The sequence below is a fragment of the Streptomyces sp. MH60 genome (assembly GCF_002939385.1).
Classification (GTDB): domain Bacteria; phylum Actinomycetota; class Actinomycetes; order Streptomycetales; family Streptomycetaceae; genus Streptomyces.
On the sequence record NZ_MULI01000044.1, the window covers coordinates 22357 to 39621 of the forward strand.

Below are 17265 nucleotides of genomic sequence, written 5' to 3' on the forward strand. Positions count from 1 at the left end.
CCTTCCTCTCCCACCCTCACCCCACGAGGAGCGATTCGTCGTGACCATCACCCAGCCCGACCTCAGCGTCTTCGAGACCGTCGAGTCCGAGGTGCGCAGCTACTGCCGCGGCTGGCCCACCATCTTCGACCGTGCGGTCGGCAGCCGCATGTACGACGAGGACGGCCACGAGTACCTCGACTTCTTCGCCGGAGCGGGCTCGCTCAACTACGGGCACAACAACGCGGTCCTGAAACGCGCGCTGATCGACTACCTGGAGCGGGACGGCGTCACGCACGGGCTCGACATGTCGACGACCGCCAAGCGCCGCTTCCTGGAGACGTTCCAGAACACCATCCTGCGGCCCCGCGACCTGCCGTACAAGGTCATGTTCCCGGGCCCGACGGGCACCAACGCCGTCGAGTCCGCGCTCAAGCTGGCCCGCAAGGTGAAGGGGCGCGAGTCGATCGTGTCCTTCACCAACGCCTTCCACGGCATGTCGCTGGGCTCCCTCGCGGTGACCGGCAACGCCTTCAAGCGGGCCGGCGCCGGCGTCCCGCTGGTGCACGGCACGCCCATGCCGTTCGACAACTACTTCGACGGGACCGTCGAGGACTTCATCTGGTTCGAGCGGCTCCTCGAGGACCAGGGCTCCGGCCTGAACAAGCCGGCCGCCGTGATCGTCGAGACCGTGCAGGGCGAGGGCGGCATCAACGTCGCCCGGGCCGAGTGGCTGCGTGCCCTGGCCGACCTGTGCGCGCGCCAGGACATGCTGCTCATCGTCGACGACATCCAGATGGGCTGCGGCCGTACCGGCGCCTTCTTCTCCTTCGAGGAGGCGGGCATCACGCCGGACATCGTCACCGTCTCCAAGTCGATCAGCGGCTATGGCCTGCCGATGGCGCTGACCCTGTTCAAGCCCGAGCTGGACGTCTGGGAGCCGGGCGAGCACAACGGCACCTTCCGCGGCAACAACCCGGCCTTCGTCACGGCGACCGCCACGCTGGAGGCGTACTGGGCCGACGGGTCGGCGATGGAGAAGCAGACCCGCGCCCGCGGTGAGCAGGTCGAGCAGCACATGATCGCCATCACCGAGGAGAACCTGGCCGACATCAAGGAGTACCGGGGCCGCGGTCTGGTCTGGGGCCTGGAGTTCCACGACAAGGACCGCGCGGGCCGGGTCGCCAAGCGCGCCTTCGAGCTGGGGCTGCTCATCGAGACGTCCGGCCCCGAGAGCGAGGTCGTCAAGCTGCTGCCGGCCCTCACCATCACGCCCGACGAGCTGGACGAGGGCATGAAGACCCTGGCCAGGGCCGTGCGCGAGACCGCCTGACCGTCCTACCGACTGACGGCGCAACCGTCGGACACCACTGCTTCCGGCGCCTTCGGGCCGCATGGCCGAAGGCGCCGGGGACCCCACCGCACATCCTCACCTAGGAGGCATCGCAACACCGTGATCGTCCGTTCGTTCAAGGAGTTCGAAGGCACCGACCGGCACGTGAAGAGCGCGTCCGGCACCTGGGAAAGCACCCGGATCGTCCTCGCCAAGGAGAAGGTCGGCTTCTCCCTGCACGAGACGATCCTGTACGCGGGTACGGAGACGTCGATGTGGTACGCCAACCACATCGAGGCCGTCGTCTGCACCAAGGGCGACGCCGAGTTGACCGACCGCGAGACGGGGAAGACGTACCACATCACGCCGGGCACGATGTACCTCCTCAACGGCCACGAGCGGCACACGCTCAAGGTCAAGGAGGACTTCCACTGCATCTGTGTCTTCAACCCGCCCGTCACCGGACGGGAGGATCACGACGAGAACGGCGTCTACCCGCTGCTCACCGAGGAGGTGTGAGTCACCGTGACCACGACCACGACCACGAACGTCACCGACCTCTACCCGACCCGCGGCGCCACCGAGGTGGCGACTCCCCGGCAGGACCCGGTGGTCTGGGGCTCCCCGGACACTCCCGGTCCGGTGTCGGCCGGTGACCTCCAGGCGCTGGACCGCGACGGCTTCCTCGCCATCGACCAGCTGATCGCGCCGGACGAGGTCGCCGAGTACCAGCGGGAGCTGGAGCGGCTCACCACCGACCCGGCCATCCGCGCGGACGAGCGCTCGATCGTCGAGCCGCAGTCCAAGGAGATCCGGTCGGTCTTCGAGGTGCACAAGATCAGTGAGGTCTTCGCCAAACTGGTGCGCGACGAGCGCGTGGTCGGGCGGGCGCGGCAGATCCTCGGCTCGGACGTCTACGTCCACCAGTCGCGGATCAACGTCAAGCCGGGCTTCGGGGCCAGCGGCTTCTACTGGCACTCGGACTTCGAGACCTGGCACGCCGAGGACGGCCTGCCCCACATGCGTACGATCTCGGTCTCGATCGCGCTCACCGAGAACTACGACACCAACGGCGGCCTGATGATCATGCCGGGGTCGCACAAGACGTTCCTCGGGTGCGCGGGGGCCACGCCGAAGGACAACTACAAGAAGTCCCTGCAGATGCAGGACGCGGGGACCCCGTCCGACGAGGCGCTGACGAAGATGGCCTCCGAGTACGGCATCAAGCTGTTCACCGGCAAGGCCGGCTCGGCGACCTGGTTCGACTGCAACTGCATGCACGGGTCGGGCGACAACATCACCCCGTTCCCGCGCAGCAACGTGTTCATCGTGTTCAACAGCGTGGAGAACACGGCCGTGCAGCCGTTCGCGGCTCCGATCCGGCGGCCGGAGTTCATCGGGGCGCGGGACTTCACTCCGGTGAGGTGACCCGCTTCTGATCTCGGGCAGGGGCCTTTTCGTGTGGGACGGGAGGCCCCTGCCCGATATTCTTTCCGGCCCGCCGGGTCAGCCCGCCAGCACGTCGAGCAGCCGGTCCACGTCCGCCGTCGTGTTGTACACGTGGAAGGCGGCCCGCAGGTTGCCCGCCCGGTCGGACACCTGGACCCCGGCCCGGCCCAGCTCGCCCTGCCGGTGGCCCAGCCCCGGCACGGACACGATCGCCGAGCCCGGCGCGGGCACCGGCTCGTGGCCCAGCGAGCGCACGCCCGCGCGGAACCGGTCGGCGAGCGCGGTGTCGTGGGCGTGCACGGCGTCGACGCCCAGTTCCTCCATCAGGGCCAGGGAGTGCCGGGCGCCGGTGTAGGAGAACAGCGCGGGGCTCTCGTCGAACCGCCGGGCGGAGTGCGCGAGTTCCTCGACGGGGCCGTAGCAGCTGTCCCAGGGGTGCTCCCCGGTCGCCCACCCGGCGAACAGCGGGGTCAGCCCGGCCGCCGCCCCCAGGTCCTCGGGGACCACGAGGAAGGCGACGCCGCGCGGGCAGAGCACCCACTTGTAGCCGACGGCGGTCACGTAGTCGAAGTCGTCCGCGGCCGTCGGCAGCCAGCCGTTCGCCTGGGAGGTGTCGATCAGCGTCCGCGCCCCGTGCGCGCGGGCGGCGTCCCGCAGCGCGGGGAGGTCGGCGAGCCGCCCGTCGGCGGACTGCACGGAACTGACCGCGACGAGCGCGGTGTCAGGGCCCACCGACTCGGCCAGCCGCTCCAGCGGTACGCTGCGCACCTTCAGGTCGCCGCGCGTGTACAGCGGATTCACCAGGGAGCTGAAGTCGGCCTCCGCGGTGAGGACTTCGGCCCCCGACGGCAGCGACGCGGCGACGAGCCCGCTGAACGTGGCGACGGACGCGCCGGTCGCGACCCGGGTGGCGGGCACCCCCACGAGGCGGGCGTACGCGGCCCGGGCCGCCTCGACGTCGGCGAACATGTCGAGCGGCTGCCCTTCCGCCGCGGCTGCCGCCGCGTCCCGCATGGCCGCGAGGGCCCGGGCGGGCAGCAGGCCGGTGCTGGCGGTGTTCAGGTACGTGGTCTTCGGGGCGAACTCGGTACGGACGAGATTCTCGAAGCTCTCCATGGCACCACTGTGCGGCCCCCCGGACCTCTCCGTCCATCGCGTATTTCTACGCGGTTTCTCCAAGTATCACTTATGCACGGCCTCTCACCTGGGCTTTTGGCCACCCCTTCACCCCTGGGGCACCGCGCACCCGTCCGGACCGCAGGCCTGCGCGCCCCCGTCGTCGATCAGCTTCAGCGGCGTGCGCTCGCCCCACGCCTGGGTCAGCGCCTGGGCGAAGACCTCGGCGGGCTGGGCGCCCGAGACGCCGTAGGCGCGGTCCAGCACGAAGAACGGCACCCCGGTGGCCCCGAGCTGGGCCGCCTCGCGCTCGTCGGCGCGCACCTCGTCGGCGTAGGCGGCGGGGTCGATGAGCACCGCGCGGGCCTCGTCCGCGTCGAGCCCGGCGGCGACGGACAGCTCGACGAGCCGCTCGTCGTCGTTGAACACGGAGCGCTCCTCGGCGAAGTTGCCCCGGTAGAAGGCGTCCAGCAGCGCCGCGTGCCGCCCCCGTTCCCTGGCGAGGTGCAGCAGGCGGTGCATGTCGAAGGTGCTGCCGTGGTCGCGGTCCCGGGTGCGGTAGTCGAGGCCCTCGGCGGCGGCCTGCGCACCGAGGTTGTCCTCACCGGCCCGCGCCTGCGCCTCGCTCATGCCGTACTTGGCGGTGAGCATCGTCAGCACGGGCTGCACGTCGTCCTTGGCCCGCCCGGGGTCCAGCTCGAAGGAACGGTGGACCACCTCGACCCCGTCCCGGTGCGGGAAGGCCGCGAGCGCCTTCTCGAAGCGGGCCTTGCCCACGTAGCACCAGGGGCAGGCGATGTCGCTCCAGATCTCGACGCGCATGTCTCGGCTCTTCTCCAGGTCGTACGACGGCGGAGGCCCTCTCCGCCTCGTACGTGAACGTTCAAGCAGCGGGTCCCATTCCCGCCGTCAGCTGCCGTCCCGCAGGTCCGCCGGCCAGGCCGGGCGGAACTCCAGGTGGTCGTACGTCACGGTGCAGCCCTCCCCCGTCGGCGCCTGCGCCAGGAAGCCGACCAGGGCGGAGCCGGTCTCCTCCTCGTCACCCAGCGTGAAGAGGCGTACGAAGGTCCAGCGCTTCCCGTCGAGGGAGGCGTGGAAGGCGAAGGCCCGCCCGCTCCGGCTGACCCGGAGCCAGACGGAGTCCCCCTGCACGGTGAAGGAGTTGCAGTCGTCGGAGTGGCCCCGGGTGACCACCGTGCAGACGGTGGGCACGTCCGGGGAGTACTCCAGACACAGCTTGGCCCAGGCCCGCTCCCCCACGTGCACGTAGAGCACCCCGGCGTCGAAGGCGCCCCGGAACCCGGCCGACACCCGCGCGATCAGCTGGAAGTCCCCGTCGGGCGCCCCCAGCAACCGCGGCGCGTCGGACACGGACTCCAGCGCTTCCCCGGTGGGCGGCACGAACCGATCCTGCCGGGGCCCGGCGGTTCCGGTGAGCACACCGTCGGCGTAGGACCAGTGCCCGTCGGGGCCGTAGGGGCGGAGGGTGAAGGGCAGTTCGGGGAGTTCGAGGTTCATGGTTCGATCATCGCAGGCTCAGCGGATGCCCTTGAGGGGCGCGGGGAACTGCGCGGCAGGCCACGGCGGCGCGTGACCCGCCGAACGACCCGCACCCCTACGGCGCGACCGCGAACCTCTACCGCTCGAGCACCCCGTTGAACCGCCGAGGCAGCCCCAGCGGATTGTCGTCCCGCAACTCCGCCGGCAGCAGCGCCTCAGGCACCCCCTGATAGGCCACCGGCCGCAGCCACCGCTCGATAGCGGTACCCCCCACCGACGTGGACGTCGACGTGGTCGCCGGGTACGGCCCCCCGTGCTGCTGAGCCGCGGCCACCGCGACCCCCGTGGGCCAGCCGTTCACGAGGACCCGTCCCGCCAGCGGCGTCACCTCCGCGAGGAGAGCCGCTCCGGCACCCTCCCCCGCCACCTCCTCGGCGGAGAGCTGCACGGTCGCCGTGAGGTTCCCCGGCAGCCGGGACAGCACGCCCCGCACCTCCGCCTCGTCCTGGTAGCGGGCCACCACGGTGACCGGCCCGAAGCACTCCTCCAGGAGCAGGTCGTGCTCGCCCTCCGCCGCCAGCCGCGCCGCCGGCACCGTGAGGAACCCGGCGCTGACGGTGTGCTCGCCGCCCGAGCCCGGCGTCACAGGGGAGTCCACGTCGGGCAGCGCGGCGCGCTCGGCGACGCCCGCGACGAAGTTGTCCCGCATGCGGTGGTCGAGGAGCACCCCGGCGTCGGTGGCGCTGACCGCGTCGGTGAGGGACTTGACCAGGCCGTCGCCGGCGTCACCGGCCGGCACGAGCACCAGGCCGGGCTTCACGCAGAACTGCCCGACGCCCAGCGTCATGGAACCGGCCAGCCCCGCGCCGATCGCCTCCGCCCGCTCGGTGGCCGCCGCCTCCGTGACGACGACCGGGTTCAGCGAGCCCAGCTCGCCGTGGAAGGGGATCGGCACCGGACGCGCCGCCGCCGCGTCGAACAGCGCGCGACCGCCGCGGACGGAGCCGGTGAAGCCCGCCGCGGCGACCAGCGGGTGCTTGATCAGCTCCACGCCCGCCTCGAAGCCGTGCACCAGGCCGAGGACGCCGTCCGGGATGCCGTGGCGGGCCGCGGCCCGGCGCAGCACCTTGGCGACCAGCTCGGACAGGGCCGGGTGGTCGGGGTGGGACTTGACGACGACCGGGCAGCCGGCCGCGAGGGCGCTGGCCGTGTCGCCGCCGGGGACGGAGAAGGCGAAGGGGAAGTTGGAGGCCGAGTAGACGGCGACGACCCCGAGCGGCACCTTGTAACGGCGCAGGTCCGGGATGGGCGGGGTGGCGGTGTCGTCGGGGTGGTTGACGACCACGCCGAGGTACTCGCCCTCGTCGACGATGTCGGCGAAGGCCCGCAGCTGGTAGCAGGTGCGGGCGAGTTCGCCGGTGAGCCGGACCGGGCCGAGCGCGGTCTCCGCGTCGGCCACCTCGACGAGGGTGCCCTCGGCCGCCTTCAGCTCGTCGGCGGCGCTCCGCAGGAAGGCCGCGCGGACGGTGCGGTCGGCCAGCGCGTCCCGGGCGGCGTGCGCGGCGCGGACGGCGGCGTCCACCTCCTCGGCCGTGGCTTCCACGGCGACCTGTTCACGCTGCTTCCCGGTACGGGGGTCGACACTCCAGACTGGTGCTGCTGCCACCGCGGGTCCCTCCACGTGCTCTGCACAGAAGATGTTCGATATACTGAACGCTGTCTCTACTGATGAATATGCTGTTCGAGACTATATCTTCAGCTTCTCGTCGAACGAAGGGGTCAAGGGCGATGTCGGCTGTCGAGACGGGGGGCGGAGCGCAGGTCAAGTCCGCGGTGCGGACGGTTGAACTGCTCGAATACTTCGCCGGACGCCCCGGTATGCACTCCCTCGCGTCGGTCCAGGAGGCCGTCGGGTATCCGAAGTCCAGCCTCTACATGCTGCTGCGCACACTGGTGGAGCTGGGCTGGGTGGAGACGGACGCCACGGGCACGCGGTACGGCATCGGGGTACGGGCGCTGCTGGTCGGCACCTCGTACATCGACGGCGACGAGGTGGTCGCGGCGGCCCGGCCGACGCTGGACCGGCTCTCGGACGACACGACGGAGACCATCCACCTCGCGCGCCTGGACGGCACCAACGTGGTCTACCTGGCCACCCGCCAGTCCCAGCACTACCTGCGGCCGTTCACCCGGGTCGGCCGCCGGCTGCCCGCGCACTCGACCTCGCTGGGCAAGGCGCTGCTGAGCACGTACAGCGACGAGCAGGTGCGCAAGCTGCTCCCGGAGACGCTCCCGGCGCTGACCGAGCACACCATCACCGACCGGGAGAAGCTCATCGAGGAGCTGCGCCTGGTGCGGGAGCAGGGCTTCGCCGTGGACCGCGAGGAGAACACGCTGGGGCTGCGCTGCTTCGGCGTGGCGGTCCCCTACCGCACCCCCGCGCGGGACGCGATCAGCTGCTCGGTGCCGGTGGCGCGGCTGACGCCCGCGCACGAACAGATGGTGAAGGACGCGTTGTTCGACGCGCGGGACCGGCTGACATTGGCCACGCGTAGGCTCTGATCCATGCACATCGCACTGCGTGAGGTACACGACAGCGATCTGCCCGTCTTCTTCCGGCAGATGAACGATCCTGAGGCCCTGCGCATGGCGGCCTTCACGGTGAAGGACCCCGCCGACTGGGAGGCGTTCGCCACCCACTGGAACAAGATCCGCGCCTCCCGCGACGTGGTGCGGACCATCCTCGGCGACGGTGACGTCATCGGCAGCACGGCGGTGTACGGGGATCCGGGCGAGCGCGAGGTGACGTACTGGGTGGACCGGGCGTACTGGGGGCAGGGTGTGGCCACGGCCGCGCTGCGCGCCCTGCTCGCCGAGGTGCCGGACCGCCCGCTGTACGCGCGCGCGGCGGCCGACAACGCGGGGTCGCGGCGCGTGCTGGAGAAGTGCGGGTTCGTGACCAGCGCGCGTGCGCGGGGGTTCGCGCCGGCCCGGGGCGAGGAGATCGACGAGGTCGTGCTGCACCTCGCGGAGTGAGGACATCGCCGATGAACGGCCGATGAGAAAGATGAGAAAACGGGGCACACGGGAACGACCGTCCCCCGCCCGTTCGTCCTGTCAGCGGGATGAACGGGATGAACAAGACGATCAGGCGGGCCTCGGTCCTCACGCTGCTCCTGGTGTTCGCTCTGCTGATCAGGGCGACCTGGGTGCAGTTCTACGAGGGCCGGGCGCTCGCGGACGGCAAGGACAACCGGCGCAACGCGATAGAGACGTACGCGGAGCCGCTCGGGAACATCATCGTGGCCGGCCGGTCGGTCACCGGATCGGCGCCGACGGAGGGCGGCGACCTCGCGTACAAACGCACGTACGGGAACGGGAAGCTGTACGCGGCGGTGACGGGCTACGCCTCGCAGGCGTACGCGCCGACCCAGCTGGAGGGCATCTACCAGGACGTGCTCAACGGCACCGATCCGCGGCTGAAGACCGTCATGGACACGGTCACCGGCACCCGGGCCGAGCCGGGCAACGTGGTGACCACGATCGACCCGGACGTGCAGAAGGCCGGGTTCGAGGCGCTGGGCGACAAGAAGGGCGCCGCCGTGGCGATCGACCCGAAGACGGGCAGGATCCTGTCCGTGGTGTCGACCCCCTCGTACGACCCGACCTCGCTGACCGACGCCAACACCGCCGGTGAGGCCTGGAAGAAGCTCACCGGTGACCCGGACAAGCCGCTGACCAACCGCGCGCTGCGCCAGCCGCTGCCGCCGGGCTCGACGTTCAAACTGGTCGTGGCGGCCGCCGCGCTGGAGAACGGGCTGTACGACTCGGTGGACGTGAAGACCGACAGCCCCGACCCGTACACCCTGCCCGGCACCGCGAAGGACCTGACCAACGAGAACCCGAGCGCCCCCTGCGAGAACGCCACGATCCGCACCGCGCTGCAGTACTCGTGCAACAACGTCTTCGCGAAGATGGCCGTCGACCTCGGCCAGGACGAGCTGCGCGCCATGGCCGAGAAGTTCGGCTTCAACGACGAGACGCAGGACGTGCCGGTACGGGCCTACACCAGCGTCTACCCGAAGGACATGAACCGGTCGTCGACGGCGCTGACGGGCATCGGCCAGTTCGACGTGACGGCGACCCCGCTGCAGATGGCGATGGTGTCCGCGGCCCTGGCCAACGGCGGCGAGCTGGTCTCCCCGCACATGGTGTCGCAGGTCACCGACAGCGGCGGCGACGTGCTGGAGGACCACACCGACGCGGACTCGAAGCGGATCGTCAGCTCCTCCACCGCGGAGCAGTTGCAGTCGGCCATGCGGACCGTCGTCGAGAAGGGCACGGGGTCCAACGCCCAGATCTCCGGCGCGACGGTGGGCGGCAAGACGGGCACGGCCCAGCACGGCGAGAACAACAGCAAGACGCCGTACGCCTGGTTCACCTCCTACGCCAAGTCCGACACGTCGGGCAAGGAGGTCGCGGTGGCGGTCCTCGTCGAGCAGTCCGACGCGGCCCGCAGCGAGGTCAGCGGCAACGGCCTGGCGGCCCCGGTGGCCAAGGCAATGATGGAGGCGGCGCTCCAGGACTGAGGCCGCCCCTCGGCCGAAGCCGCCCCTCCCCCGCGGGTTCGGTCTGCCGTACGGTGTTCGGCACCCGGGAAGCCGCTGCGAGGGAGAGTCCGCCGTGAGGACAGTCGCCGACGACGACGCCTCCGCGGAGTTCCACGCCTTCTTCGAACGCCACTACGCCGAACTGGCCCGGCTCGCCCGGCTGCTGACGGGCGAGCCGGACGCCGCCGACGACCTGGCGGCGGACGCCCTGCTGGCCCTGTGGCACCGCTGGGACCGGGTCCGCGCGGCCGACCACCCGGTGGCCTACGCGCGCGGTGTGGTCGCCAACCTCGCCCGCACCCGGGTCCGCACCGCCGTGCGTGAGCGCAGACGCGTCGCCCTGTTCTGGTCGCAGCGCGAGGAACAGGCCGAGAACCCCGACGTCGCGGGCGTGGTGGACGTGCAGGAGGCGCTGCGCCGGCTGCCGTTCCGCAAGCGGGCGTGCGTGGTGCTGCGGCACGCCTTCGACCTCTCCGAGAAGGACACGGCGCTCGCCCTGGGCGTCTCGGTGGGCACGGTCAAGAGTCAGACGTCGAAGGGGGTGGCCGAACTCCAGCGGCTGCTCGGCACCCGGGCGGCTCCGCGCGCTCCCCGGCAGGTGCGCGCGGCGATCGCGCACAGCGGTGAGGCCGCGGGAGGGACCCGATGACCGGGCGGCGGGACGTGGACGAGGAGCTGCGTGCCCGGCTGCGCGAGGCGGCCGGGGCGCACCGGCCCGACCGGGTCCGGATCCTGGCCCGGGTGGAACGCGGCATGGCGGTCGGCGACCGCGGGCCGGCCCGTGTGCGGCTGCCGGGGTGGGTGCGGGTGGCCGGTGCGACGGCGGCGGTGGCGGGCGTCCTGGTGGCCGGCGGCTACGCGGTCACGGCGGCGGTGCAGGACGACGCCCCCGCACCGCGCTCGGTCGCCGCCCCGCCGGTTCCCGCACCGTCGCCCGAGGAAGCCACCCCGAGCCGGCCGCCCGCCTCCGACGCCGAGGACGGGCCCCTGTGGTCGGACGGCTCGGTGGACCCGCACAGCAACGCCTTCTGGGCGCAGAGCAACATCACCCTCAGGACGAGCACTCCGCTGACCGCGCTCACCGTCGAGCTGAGGGTGGCGCAGACCGGTTCGGTCACCTCCACCGGGGCCTGGCGGTCGCTCCCGGAGGACGACTTCACGTGCACGGTGGAGGAGCGGGACGGTTTCCTCGTCTACCGGTGGACGCTCGAGCGGGGCCGTACGGTCCCGGCGGGCGAGTGGATGTTCGCCGGCCAGTACAACCACGAGCGCGGTGGCCGGGACGCCCGCGGCGACCGCTACGCGGCGACGGCCACCGCCGCGTCCGGACGGCTGTCGGTACGGGGCGACTTCGCGCCTCGCGACGACGACTCGTGAGGAACCTCTGAGGCCCCGGCAACCCGTTCCGCACCGGTGGCGACCAGGACGCGCCGGCCCGTCCCCGCCGGGGCGGCGCGCTACTCCACGAAATAGGTCGGGTTGGGCAGCTTGTACGTCCGGTCCGCGTAGCCGCCCTGGAGGTCGGAGTACTGGTCGCCGAAGTTGGCGACGATGTCGTACCCGAGGTCCCGCTCGATGTGCCGGCGGGTGCCCGCCCTGTACTGCACCGTGGTGCACTTCCAGGTGCCCGGGGTGGCGCAGTGGGCCAGGTAGGACGGCGGGTTCGCCTTGTCCTTCAGGAAGATGTGGCCGGTGTCGAGGTTCACGTCGGCGCCGACCTTCTTCAGGTTCTCGACGGCGGCGGCGCGCTGCGCCTCGCTCAGGCCGGAGTTGTAGAAGACCTCGACCCCCTTCTTCTCGGCGTACCGGGCGAGTTCGGGGCTGCCGGGGACGGCCGGGCGGTCGGCGCGGTCGACGTAGGCGGCCCAGGTGGCGCCGTCGTAGCCGTAGTTGTTCTTCTTCTCGTAGTCGAGGCTGAGCAGCAGTGTGTCGTCGATGTCGAAGACGACCGCCGGCCTGGTGTGCCGGTGGTGCGCCGCGCGGGCGGCCCGGTCGATCTGCTGCTTCGCGGCGGCGTCGAGGCGGGCCAGGTCGGTGGCGTACGGGCTGTCCGGGGACGCCTGGTAGACACCGTCGGCGTCGAGCGTGGTGCCGTAGTAGGCGTCGATGTCCTTGGCCAGCACCCCGATGTTGTACGGCTCGTGGGTGGAGTTGGCCGTCGACTGGCCGGCGGTGGCGGCGCCCGTGCCGTACAGGACGGCACCGGCGACGGCACAGGCGGCGGTGACGGTCGCGATGCGCAGTGGTTTATGCATGACACAGGTTTCTACGCGCGTCACCCTGGTGAGCGCGAGACCCGTGGCCGGATCCGCGCCCCTTTACCTGGCAAAAATCACGTCAAGCAGGTCAAGTCCCGGTGACCTGCGGACCGGTCACCGCCGCCGGTCGTACGGCCGCCAGTCGCCGAGGTACGCCTCCCGGGTGTGCGCGGCGGCCTGGGCACGGGTGAGCCGGGGCCGGTTCTCCGGGACGGTGGCTGCGGCGCCGGGGCCGGTGTTGCGGTACTCGCGGAACCGCTGCTCCTGCCAGGGGTACGCGTCCCGCATGTTCGCGTACGGCGCCACCGCGTCGATGCCCGCGCCGAGGTGGGTCTCGCGCACGGTGAGCATCGGGCGGGCGGTGGTGTCGGAGCTGGGCACCCAGGGGCGGGCCAGCTTGTAGTAGCCGTCGGGGGCCTCGCTGCTGACGCGGCCGCGGACCACCAGGTAGCCGCGCGGGTTGGCGCCCGCCGTGGACGGCGCGAACACGAAGCCGTAGGGGGCGGTGTCGAGGTCGGGGCGGACCAGGGTGCGGAAGTGGCACTGCTCGTACACCGCGGTCGCCCGGCCGAAGACGAAGTCGACGTCGCCCTCCGCGTAGCAGCGCGCGTAGTACTGGCGGGCGAAGAGGCCGAGGTCGCGGGTGTCGGCGTAGAGGGTGTCCTGGTGGCCGAGGAAGCGGCAGTCGTGGAAGGCGGACCGGTCGCCCATGACCTTGAGAGCGACGGCCTGGGTGCCGGTCCAGTCCGGCTGGTCGGCGCGCAGCCAGTCGTTGGCGAAGGTGATCGCGCGGGCGGTGAAGCCGTCGGCGCGCACGGTGGTGGTGGCCGATCCGCTGGTGCCGTAGGTGCCGGAGCCGTCCGGCTTGGGGGTGCCGGCCGCGTTGTCGTACACGATGACGACGTCGCGCGGGTCCCCGGAGGCGCCGAGCCAGGTGGCCCCGGTGCGCCCGGTGTCGACGGAGACCGTCTCGCGGTAGGTGCCGGGGGCGAGGACGAGCGTCCAGCCGTCGCCCTCGGCGGCGTCGACGGCGGCCTGGACGGAGGTGAAGTCGCCGCGGCCGTGCGGGTCGACGTACAGGGTCTTCGGGGTGCGGCGGGCGGCCGGTGAGCCGTACCGGCCGAAGGGACGCGGGTGCGCCCGGGTGCCGGCGACGGCGGGACCGGCGGCCGCGAGACCGAGGGCGGCGCCCGCGCCGGCGGTCGCCAGGAGGAAGCCTCTGCGGGACGGGGCGGGTCGGTGCATACGGATGCTCCTTCGGGGACGGGCGGGGTGGGCCGGGGCGGTGCGGGCGCCCCGGCCCGGTTCGGGGGACGGGGGTCAGCGCAGCCGGCCGGCGCCCGCGCCGTGGTCGACGACGAAGGGGACCGCCCGGGCCGGCAGCACCTGGGTGCGCAGCGTGGGCGTCCAGCCCGCGCCGGAGCGGAGTGCGGCGTCCGGGTTCTCGGCGTTGTGGGCCGCGATCAGGTCGACGGTGCGGCCGTTGACGCGGTTGTGGGCGGCGCTGAGCGGCGAGTCGTTCCAGCGCTTGAGCACCTTCGCGGGGCTGACTCCGGCCGGCAGGGTGAAGGCGTTGTGCTCGGCGACCAGGGCGGACTCCTTGCCGACGCCGAAGCTGTAGGCGTAGTCGTCCGAGGCCACGAAGTGGTTGTTGTAGACGTCGACCTGGCCGAAGCGGACCCGGGGCGCGCGCTCGACGAGGTTCTTGAACAGGTTGTGGTGGAAGGTCGCCCTCAGGTGGCCGCGGTCGACGGCGGCGGTGGACTCGCTGTCGCTGTTGCCGATCAGGATGGTCTTGTCGTGCTCGGTGAAGACGTTCCAGGAGGCGGTGACGTAGTCGGCGCCCTTCACGATGTCCAGCTGGCCGTCGTGCTGCTGGTAGAGCATGCCGAAGTAGGTGGGCGCCGCGCTGTCGGGGTGCTCGCCGTCGGTGAAGGTGTTGTGGTCCAGCCACACGTGCGTCGACCCGTGGACGACGGCGCTGTCGTACTCGGAGTTCCAGTTGCCCTGGTCCCCGTCCGTCGGGTCCCACTGCGGGAAGCAGTCCACGGGGCTCTCGAAGGCCAGGTTGCGGACGATGACGTTGTCCACGTCCTTGATCTGGAGGCTGGCGCCCTTGAGCGCGGCGCCCCGGCCGACGCCGATGATGGTGGTGTGGGAGGGGACGTTCGCCTTGACGGCCCGGTCCTGCTGTGCGGCGGAGGCGCGGCGCAGGCCCTCGGGGCTGTCGTCGGGCTCGGCGCTCAGGTCGGTGTCCCTGCCCCAGTTCTCCGGGGAGTACTTCTCCAGGTAGGCGTCGAAGTCGTAGCCGGGCGCGGCGAAGGCCTCGCAGCCCTGCGAGACGGCGTCGACGGTGCCCTTGACCTTGATGATCCGGGGCGCGGTGCCTTCGACGGCGAGGGCGGCCTTGAACTCGGCCCAGGTGGAGACGGTGTAGACGTGCTCCGCGTCGGCGTCGGCCCCGCCGGTGGTACCGGTGCCGTGGGAGGCCCAGCCGTCGCCCGCGGGCAGCGTCTGCCGGGCGGTGTCCCGGGGGTGGTGGCCGGGGCGGGCCTCGGCCGTGGCGGCGGTCAGGCTCAGTACGAGGGCGGTGCAGCCGGCGAGCGCGGCCGCTCTCTTCATGGCATGCCCATGCCATCTACGCGTGATCATGGTGCGGCTCTCCCTTGTTCCGGGTGTCGGTCGAGGTGTTACGCGGTGGCCGGCGCGGGCCAGCTGATCCAGGACTCGGGGATCTCCTCGTCCAGCCGGCGCACGTCCCGGTGCGCCAGTACGCGCCCGCGCAGCAGCTCCCGGGCGACGATCCGGGCGACCGCGATCGCGCCCGGCGGATTGAAGTGGGTGTTGTCCTGCTCGGTGGCGGTCCAGTTGAAGTACGCCTTGGTCCCCTCGACGCCGAGCCGCTGCCACAGCGCGAGCGACAGCGCCTGTACGTCGAGCAGCGCCACGCCCTCCTCGCGCGCCAGCGCCCGCATCGCCGCCGGGTACTCCCCGTGGCTGGGCACGGCGTCCCCCTCGGCGTCGAACCGCCGCCGCTCGACGGGCGTGGCCAGCACCGGCCGCGCCCCGCGGGCCCGCGCGCCGTCGACGTACAGCCGCAGGTAGTCCTGGTACGTCGTCCAGGGCTCCGTGTAGCGGGCGGGGTCCTCGTCCTTCTCGTCGTTGTGCGCGAACTGGATCAGCAGGAGGTCACCGGGCCGGACCGCCCCGAGGACGACGTCGAGCCGCCCCTCGTCGGCGAAGCTCTTGGAACTCCGCCCGTTCACGGCGTGGTTGGCGACCCCCACCTCCTTGCGGAGGAAGAAGGGCAACGCCATGCCCCACCCGGTCTCGGGCGCGGCGTCGGAGTACTTCTGCGCGGCGGTGGAATCCCCGGCGATGTAGAGGGTGCGGGGGCGGTGGCGTCCGCCGGCGTGGGCGGTCTGGGTGGCGGAGAACGCCAGCGGGATGGAGGCAACGGCGGCTGAAGCAACCTGTCTTCGGCTGAGCGACATGCGGGTCACCTTTCGGCGCGAGGGGCTGGGAAAGACACCTGGGGGCGCGGGGCTGTATCGATGTGCGGCTCCGCCGCGTGGGCGCGACAAGCCAGGGACGGCCCGCAGCCCGCACACCACAGGCCGCCCCACGGCGATCTCCAGCTCAGGGCGTTCAGCCCATCTGCTCCGTCCACTCGCCCTGCGCCTCGTTCAGCTTCTCGGCCAGCCCGTCCAGGAAGTCCTTCGCACTCATGTCGCCCAGCAGCACCTTCTGGAACGCCGGCTCACTCTCCGACTTGGACAACGTGTTCCAGTCCGGCAGGTAGTACGGCAGCTGGACGATGGTCGTGGACCCGTCGTTCAGCGCCTGCGCCGCCAGCTTCGTGGGCTCGGCCTTCTGGATCCACGCGTCGTTCGCCGCCTCGGTGTTGGACGGCACCTGCCCGGCCGACTCGTTGAACTTCGAGTTCTGCTCCTTCGACGTGGCGAACTCGATGAACTTCCAGGCGGCCTCCTTGTTCTTCGAGCTCTTGAACATGCCGAGCCCGTCGACCGGGTTGGAGACCTGGACCCGCTTGCCGGAAGCACCGACCGGCTGCGGGATGCCGCGGAACTTGTCGACGCCGAGCGCCTTCACGTGGTCCTGGTAGGAGCCGAGGTTGTGGTTGACCATGCCGATGGTGCCGGTGTCCCACTGGGCGACCATCTTGGCGAAGTCGTTGTTGACGTCGGCGGCCGGCGTGACCTTCTTGTAGAGGGCCGCGTACTTCTCCAGCGCCTCGACGTTCTTCGGGTCGTTGACGGTGGTCTTCTTCTTGTCGGCGTCCCAGAACGAGGTGATGCCGGACTGCCCGTACATCGCGTCGAACGCCTGGGCGATGGATCCGGAGCCGCCGCGGATGGTGTAGCCGAACTCGTTCTTGCCCGTGTTCGTCAGCTTCTCGGCGGCGTCGTAGAACTTGTCCCACGTCGTCGGCGCGTCGAGACCGGCCTTCTCGAACAGGTCGGTGCGGTAGTAGAGGACGCCGTTGTTGGCGGAGCTGGGCATCGAGTACAGGGTGCCGTCGCCACCGCCGGCGGCCTTCAGGGACTCGACCATGTCCTTGTTGAGCTTGCCGTTCAGGGAGGACTTGGTGAGCCGCTCGTCCAGCGGCTCCAGGGCGCCCTGGGCGGAGAAGCCCGCGAGCATCGACGCCGTCACACCGCCGACGTCCGGCAGGCCGCCGCCCTGGATGGCGGTGTCGACCTTGGACTGGTACTCGGTGGCGGCGATCCCGACGTACTCCACGTCGATGTCCGGGTTCGCCTTCTCGAAGTCGGCGATGATCTCCTTCCAGACGTCCGTACGGATACCGCCGTTGTTGTCCCAGAAGACGATCTTCCCCTTGCCGCTGCCCTCGGCACCCTTGTCGCCGCCCGCCCCGCTGCCGTCGTCACCGCAGGCGGTGGCGGTCAGCGCGAGCACGGCCCCCAGGGCGACGGCGGCGGACGTCCGGCGCCTGACTGTGCCTTTGTCTCTGCTGCTGAGCATGCTGATCCTCATT

General features: G+C 71.4%; 17 protein-coding genes. 8 read left to right on the forward strand and 9 right to left on the reverse strand.

Annotated features, from left to right (window positions below):
- Nucleotides 1–40: 40 nt before the first annotated feature.
- From ectB to thpD, 3 genes are all read left to right on the forward strand, one after another.
- On the forward strand, nt 41–1312 hold the full coding sequence (ectB, locus tag BZZ08_RS24275) for a diaminobutyrate--2-oxoglutarate transaminase (protein ID WP_104634378.1): 1272 nt from the start codon (nt 41–43) through the stop codon (nt 1310–1312).
- Nucleotides 1313–1432: 120 nt separating this feature from the next.
- Nucleotides 1433–1831: an ectoine synthase gene (locus tag BZZ08_RS24280; protein WP_030184764.1), complete on the forward strand. Its 399-nt coding sequence runs from the start codon at nt 1433–1435 to the stop codon at nt 1829–1831.
- 6 nt (nt 1832–1837) lie between these two features.
- Nucleotides 1838–2740: an ectoine hydroxylase gene (gene thpD, locus BZZ08_RS24285; RefSeq protein WP_198601675.1), complete on the forward strand. Its 903-nt coding sequence runs from the start codon at nt 1838–1840 to the stop codon at nt 2738–2740.
- Nucleotides 2741–2818: 78 nt separating this feature from the next.
- Here the strand turns inward: thpD and BZZ08_RS24290 are convergent, their stop codons facing one another.
- The 4 genes from BZZ08_RS24290 to BZZ08_RS24305 form a co-directional block, all read right to left on the reverse strand.
- Complete coding sequence (locus tag BZZ08_RS24290) at nt 2819–3877, reverse strand: aminotransferase class V-fold PLP-dependent enzyme (protein WP_104634379.1); 1059 nt, start codon at nt 3875–3877, stop codon at nt 2819–2821.
- Between the two features lie 108 nt (nt 3878–3985).
- Complete coding sequence (locus BZZ08_RS24295; RefSeq protein WP_104634380.1) at nt 3986–4699, reverse strand: DsbA family oxidoreductase; 714 nt, start codon at nt 4697–4699, stop codon at nt 3986–3988.
- 87 nt (nt 4700–4786) lie between these two features.
- Complete coding sequence (locus BZZ08_RS24300) at nt 4787–5395, reverse strand: DUF1349 domain-containing protein (protein WP_104634381.1); 609 nt, start codon at nt 5393–5395, stop codon at nt 4787–4789.
- A 118-nt stretch (nt 5396–5513) separates the two neighbouring features.
- Nucleotides 5514–7043 (reverse strand): aldehyde dehydrogenase (NADP(+)), encoded by a 1530-nt coding sequence (locus tag BZZ08_RS24305; protein ID WP_104634382.1) that lies wholly within the window; start codon nt 7041–7043, stop codon nt 5514–5516.
- A gap of 122 nt (nt 7044–7165) precedes the next feature.
- Here BZZ08_RS24305 and BZZ08_RS24310 point away from each other — a divergent pair, with 122 nt between their 5' ends.
- From BZZ08_RS24310 to BZZ08_RS24330, 5 genes are all read left to right on the forward strand, one after another.
- Nucleotides 7166–7939, forward strand: a complete 774-nt coding sequence (locus BZZ08_RS24310) for an IclR family transcriptional regulator (RefSeq protein ID WP_059301842.1) — start codon at nt 7166–7168, stop codon at nt 7937–7939.
- A gap of 3 nt (nt 7940–7942) precedes the next feature.
- Entirely contained in the window at nt 7943–8413 is a 471-nt protein-coding gene (locus tag BZZ08_RS24315) for a GNAT family N-acetyltransferase (RefSeq protein WP_104634383.1), read from the forward strand.
- A gap of 98 nt (nt 8414–8511) precedes the next feature.
- A complete protein-coding gene (locus BZZ08_RS24320; protein ID WP_104634384.1) occupies nt 8512–9966 on the forward strand; it encodes a peptidoglycan D,D-transpeptidase FtsI family protein in 1455 nt (484 codons plus the stop codon).
- Between the two features lie 94 nt (nt 9967–10060).
- Nucleotides 10061–10636, forward strand: a complete 576-nt coding sequence (locus BZZ08_RS24325) for a SigE family RNA polymerase sigma factor (protein WP_104634385.1) — start codon at nt 10061–10063, stop codon at nt 10634–10636.
- Nucleotides 10633–11364, forward strand: coding sequence for a hypothetical protein (locus tag BZZ08_RS24330; protein ID WP_104634386.1), 732 nt, complete (start codon nt 10633–10635; stop codon nt 11362–11364). Before BZZ08_RS24325 ends, BZZ08_RS24330 begins: the two co-directional genes overlap by 4 nt.
- 80 nt (nt 11365–11444) lie before the next feature.
- Here BZZ08_RS24330 and BZZ08_RS24335 read toward each other — a convergent pair whose 3' ends face one another.
- The 5 genes from BZZ08_RS24335 to BZZ08_RS24355 all read right to left on the reverse strand — a co-directional run bounded on the left by BZZ08_RS24335 (nt 11445) and on the right by BZZ08_RS24355 (nt 17264).
- Nucleotides 11445–12242 (reverse strand): HAD family acid phosphatase, encoded by a 798-nt coding sequence (locus BZZ08_RS24335; protein WP_104634387.1) that lies wholly within the window; start codon nt 12240–12242, stop codon nt 11445–11447.
- Nucleotides 12243–12359: 117 nt separating this feature from the next.
- Nucleotides 12360–13490, reverse strand: coding sequence for a pectinesterase family protein (locus BZZ08_RS24340; protein ID WP_104634388.1), 1131 nt, complete (start codon nt 13488–13490; stop codon nt 12360–12362).
- 75 nt (nt 13491–13565) lie between these two features.
- The gene (locus BZZ08_RS24345) at nt 13566–14897 is read right to left on the reverse strand and encodes a pectate lyase family protein (protein ID WP_104634389.1); all 1332 of its coding nucleotides are present in this window, start codon (nt 14895–14897) and stop codon (nt 13566–13568) included.
- A gap of 38 nt (nt 14898–14935) precedes the next feature.
- A complete protein-coding gene (locus BZZ08_RS24350; protein WP_104634390.1) occupies nt 14936–15739 on the reverse strand; it encodes a rhamnogalacturonan acetylesterase in 804 nt (267 codons plus the stop codon).
- A gap of 154 nt (nt 15740–15893) precedes the next feature.
- A complete protein-coding gene (locus BZZ08_RS24355; protein ID WP_198601676.1) occupies nt 15894–17264 on the reverse strand; it encodes an ABC transporter substrate-binding protein in 1371 nt (456 codons plus the stop codon).
- Nucleotide 17265: the final 1 nt, after the last annotated feature.

What these genes read in the sequence shown, in the direction of transcription:
- BZZ08_RS24290 (WP_104634379.1), bottom strand. Translation starts at nt 3,877, where the DNA reads ATGGAGAGCTTCGAGAATCTCGTCCGTACCGAGTTCGCCCCGAAGACC.
- BZZ08_RS24295 (WP_104634380.1), bottom strand. Translation starts at nt 4,699, where the DNA reads ATGCGCGTCGAGATCTGGAGCGACATCGCCTGCCCCTGGTGCTACGTG.
- BZZ08_RS24300 (WP_104634381.1), bottom strand. Translation starts at nt 5,395, where the DNA reads ATGAACCTCGAACTCCCCGAACTGCCCTTCACCCTCCGCCCCTACGGC.
- BZZ08_RS24310 (WP_059301842.1), top strand. Translation starts at nt 7,166, where the DNA reads ATGTCGGCTGTCGAGACGGGGGGCGGAGCGCAGGTCAAGTCCGCGGTG.
- BZZ08_RS24315 (WP_104634383.1), top strand. Translation starts at nt 7,943, where the DNA reads ATGCACATCGCACTGCGTGAGGTACACGACAGCGATCTGCCCGTCTTC.
- BZZ08_RS24320 (WP_104634384.1), top strand. Translation starts at nt 8,512, where the DNA reads ATGAACAAGACGATCAGGCGGGCCTCGGTCCTCACGCTGCTCCTGGTG.
- BZZ08_RS24330 (WP_104634386.1), top strand. Translation starts at nt 10,633, where the DNA reads ATGACCGGGCGGCGGGACGTGGACGAGGAGCTGCGTGCCCGGCTGCGC.
- BZZ08_RS24335 (WP_104634387.1), bottom strand. Translation starts at nt 12,242, where the DNA reads ATGCATAAACCACTGCGCATCGCGACCGTCACCGCCGCCTGTGCCGTC.
- BZZ08_RS24340 (WP_104634388.1), bottom strand. Translation starts at nt 13,490, where the DNA reads ATGCACCGACCCGCCCCGTCCCGCAGAGGCTTCCTCCTGGCGACCGCC.
- BZZ08_RS24345 (WP_104634389.1), bottom strand. Translation starts at nt 14,897, where the DNA reads ATGATCACGCGTAGATGGCATGGGCATGCCATGAAGAGAGCGGCCGCG.
- BZZ08_RS24350 (WP_104634390.1), bottom strand. Translation starts at nt 15,739, where the DNA reads ATGTCGCTCAGCCGAAGACAGGTTGCTTCAGCCGCCGTTGCCTCCATC.
- BZZ08_RS24355 (WP_198601676.1), bottom strand. Translation starts at nt 17,264, where the DNA reads ATGAGGATCAGCATGCTCAGCAGCAGAGACAAAGGCACAGTCAGGCGC.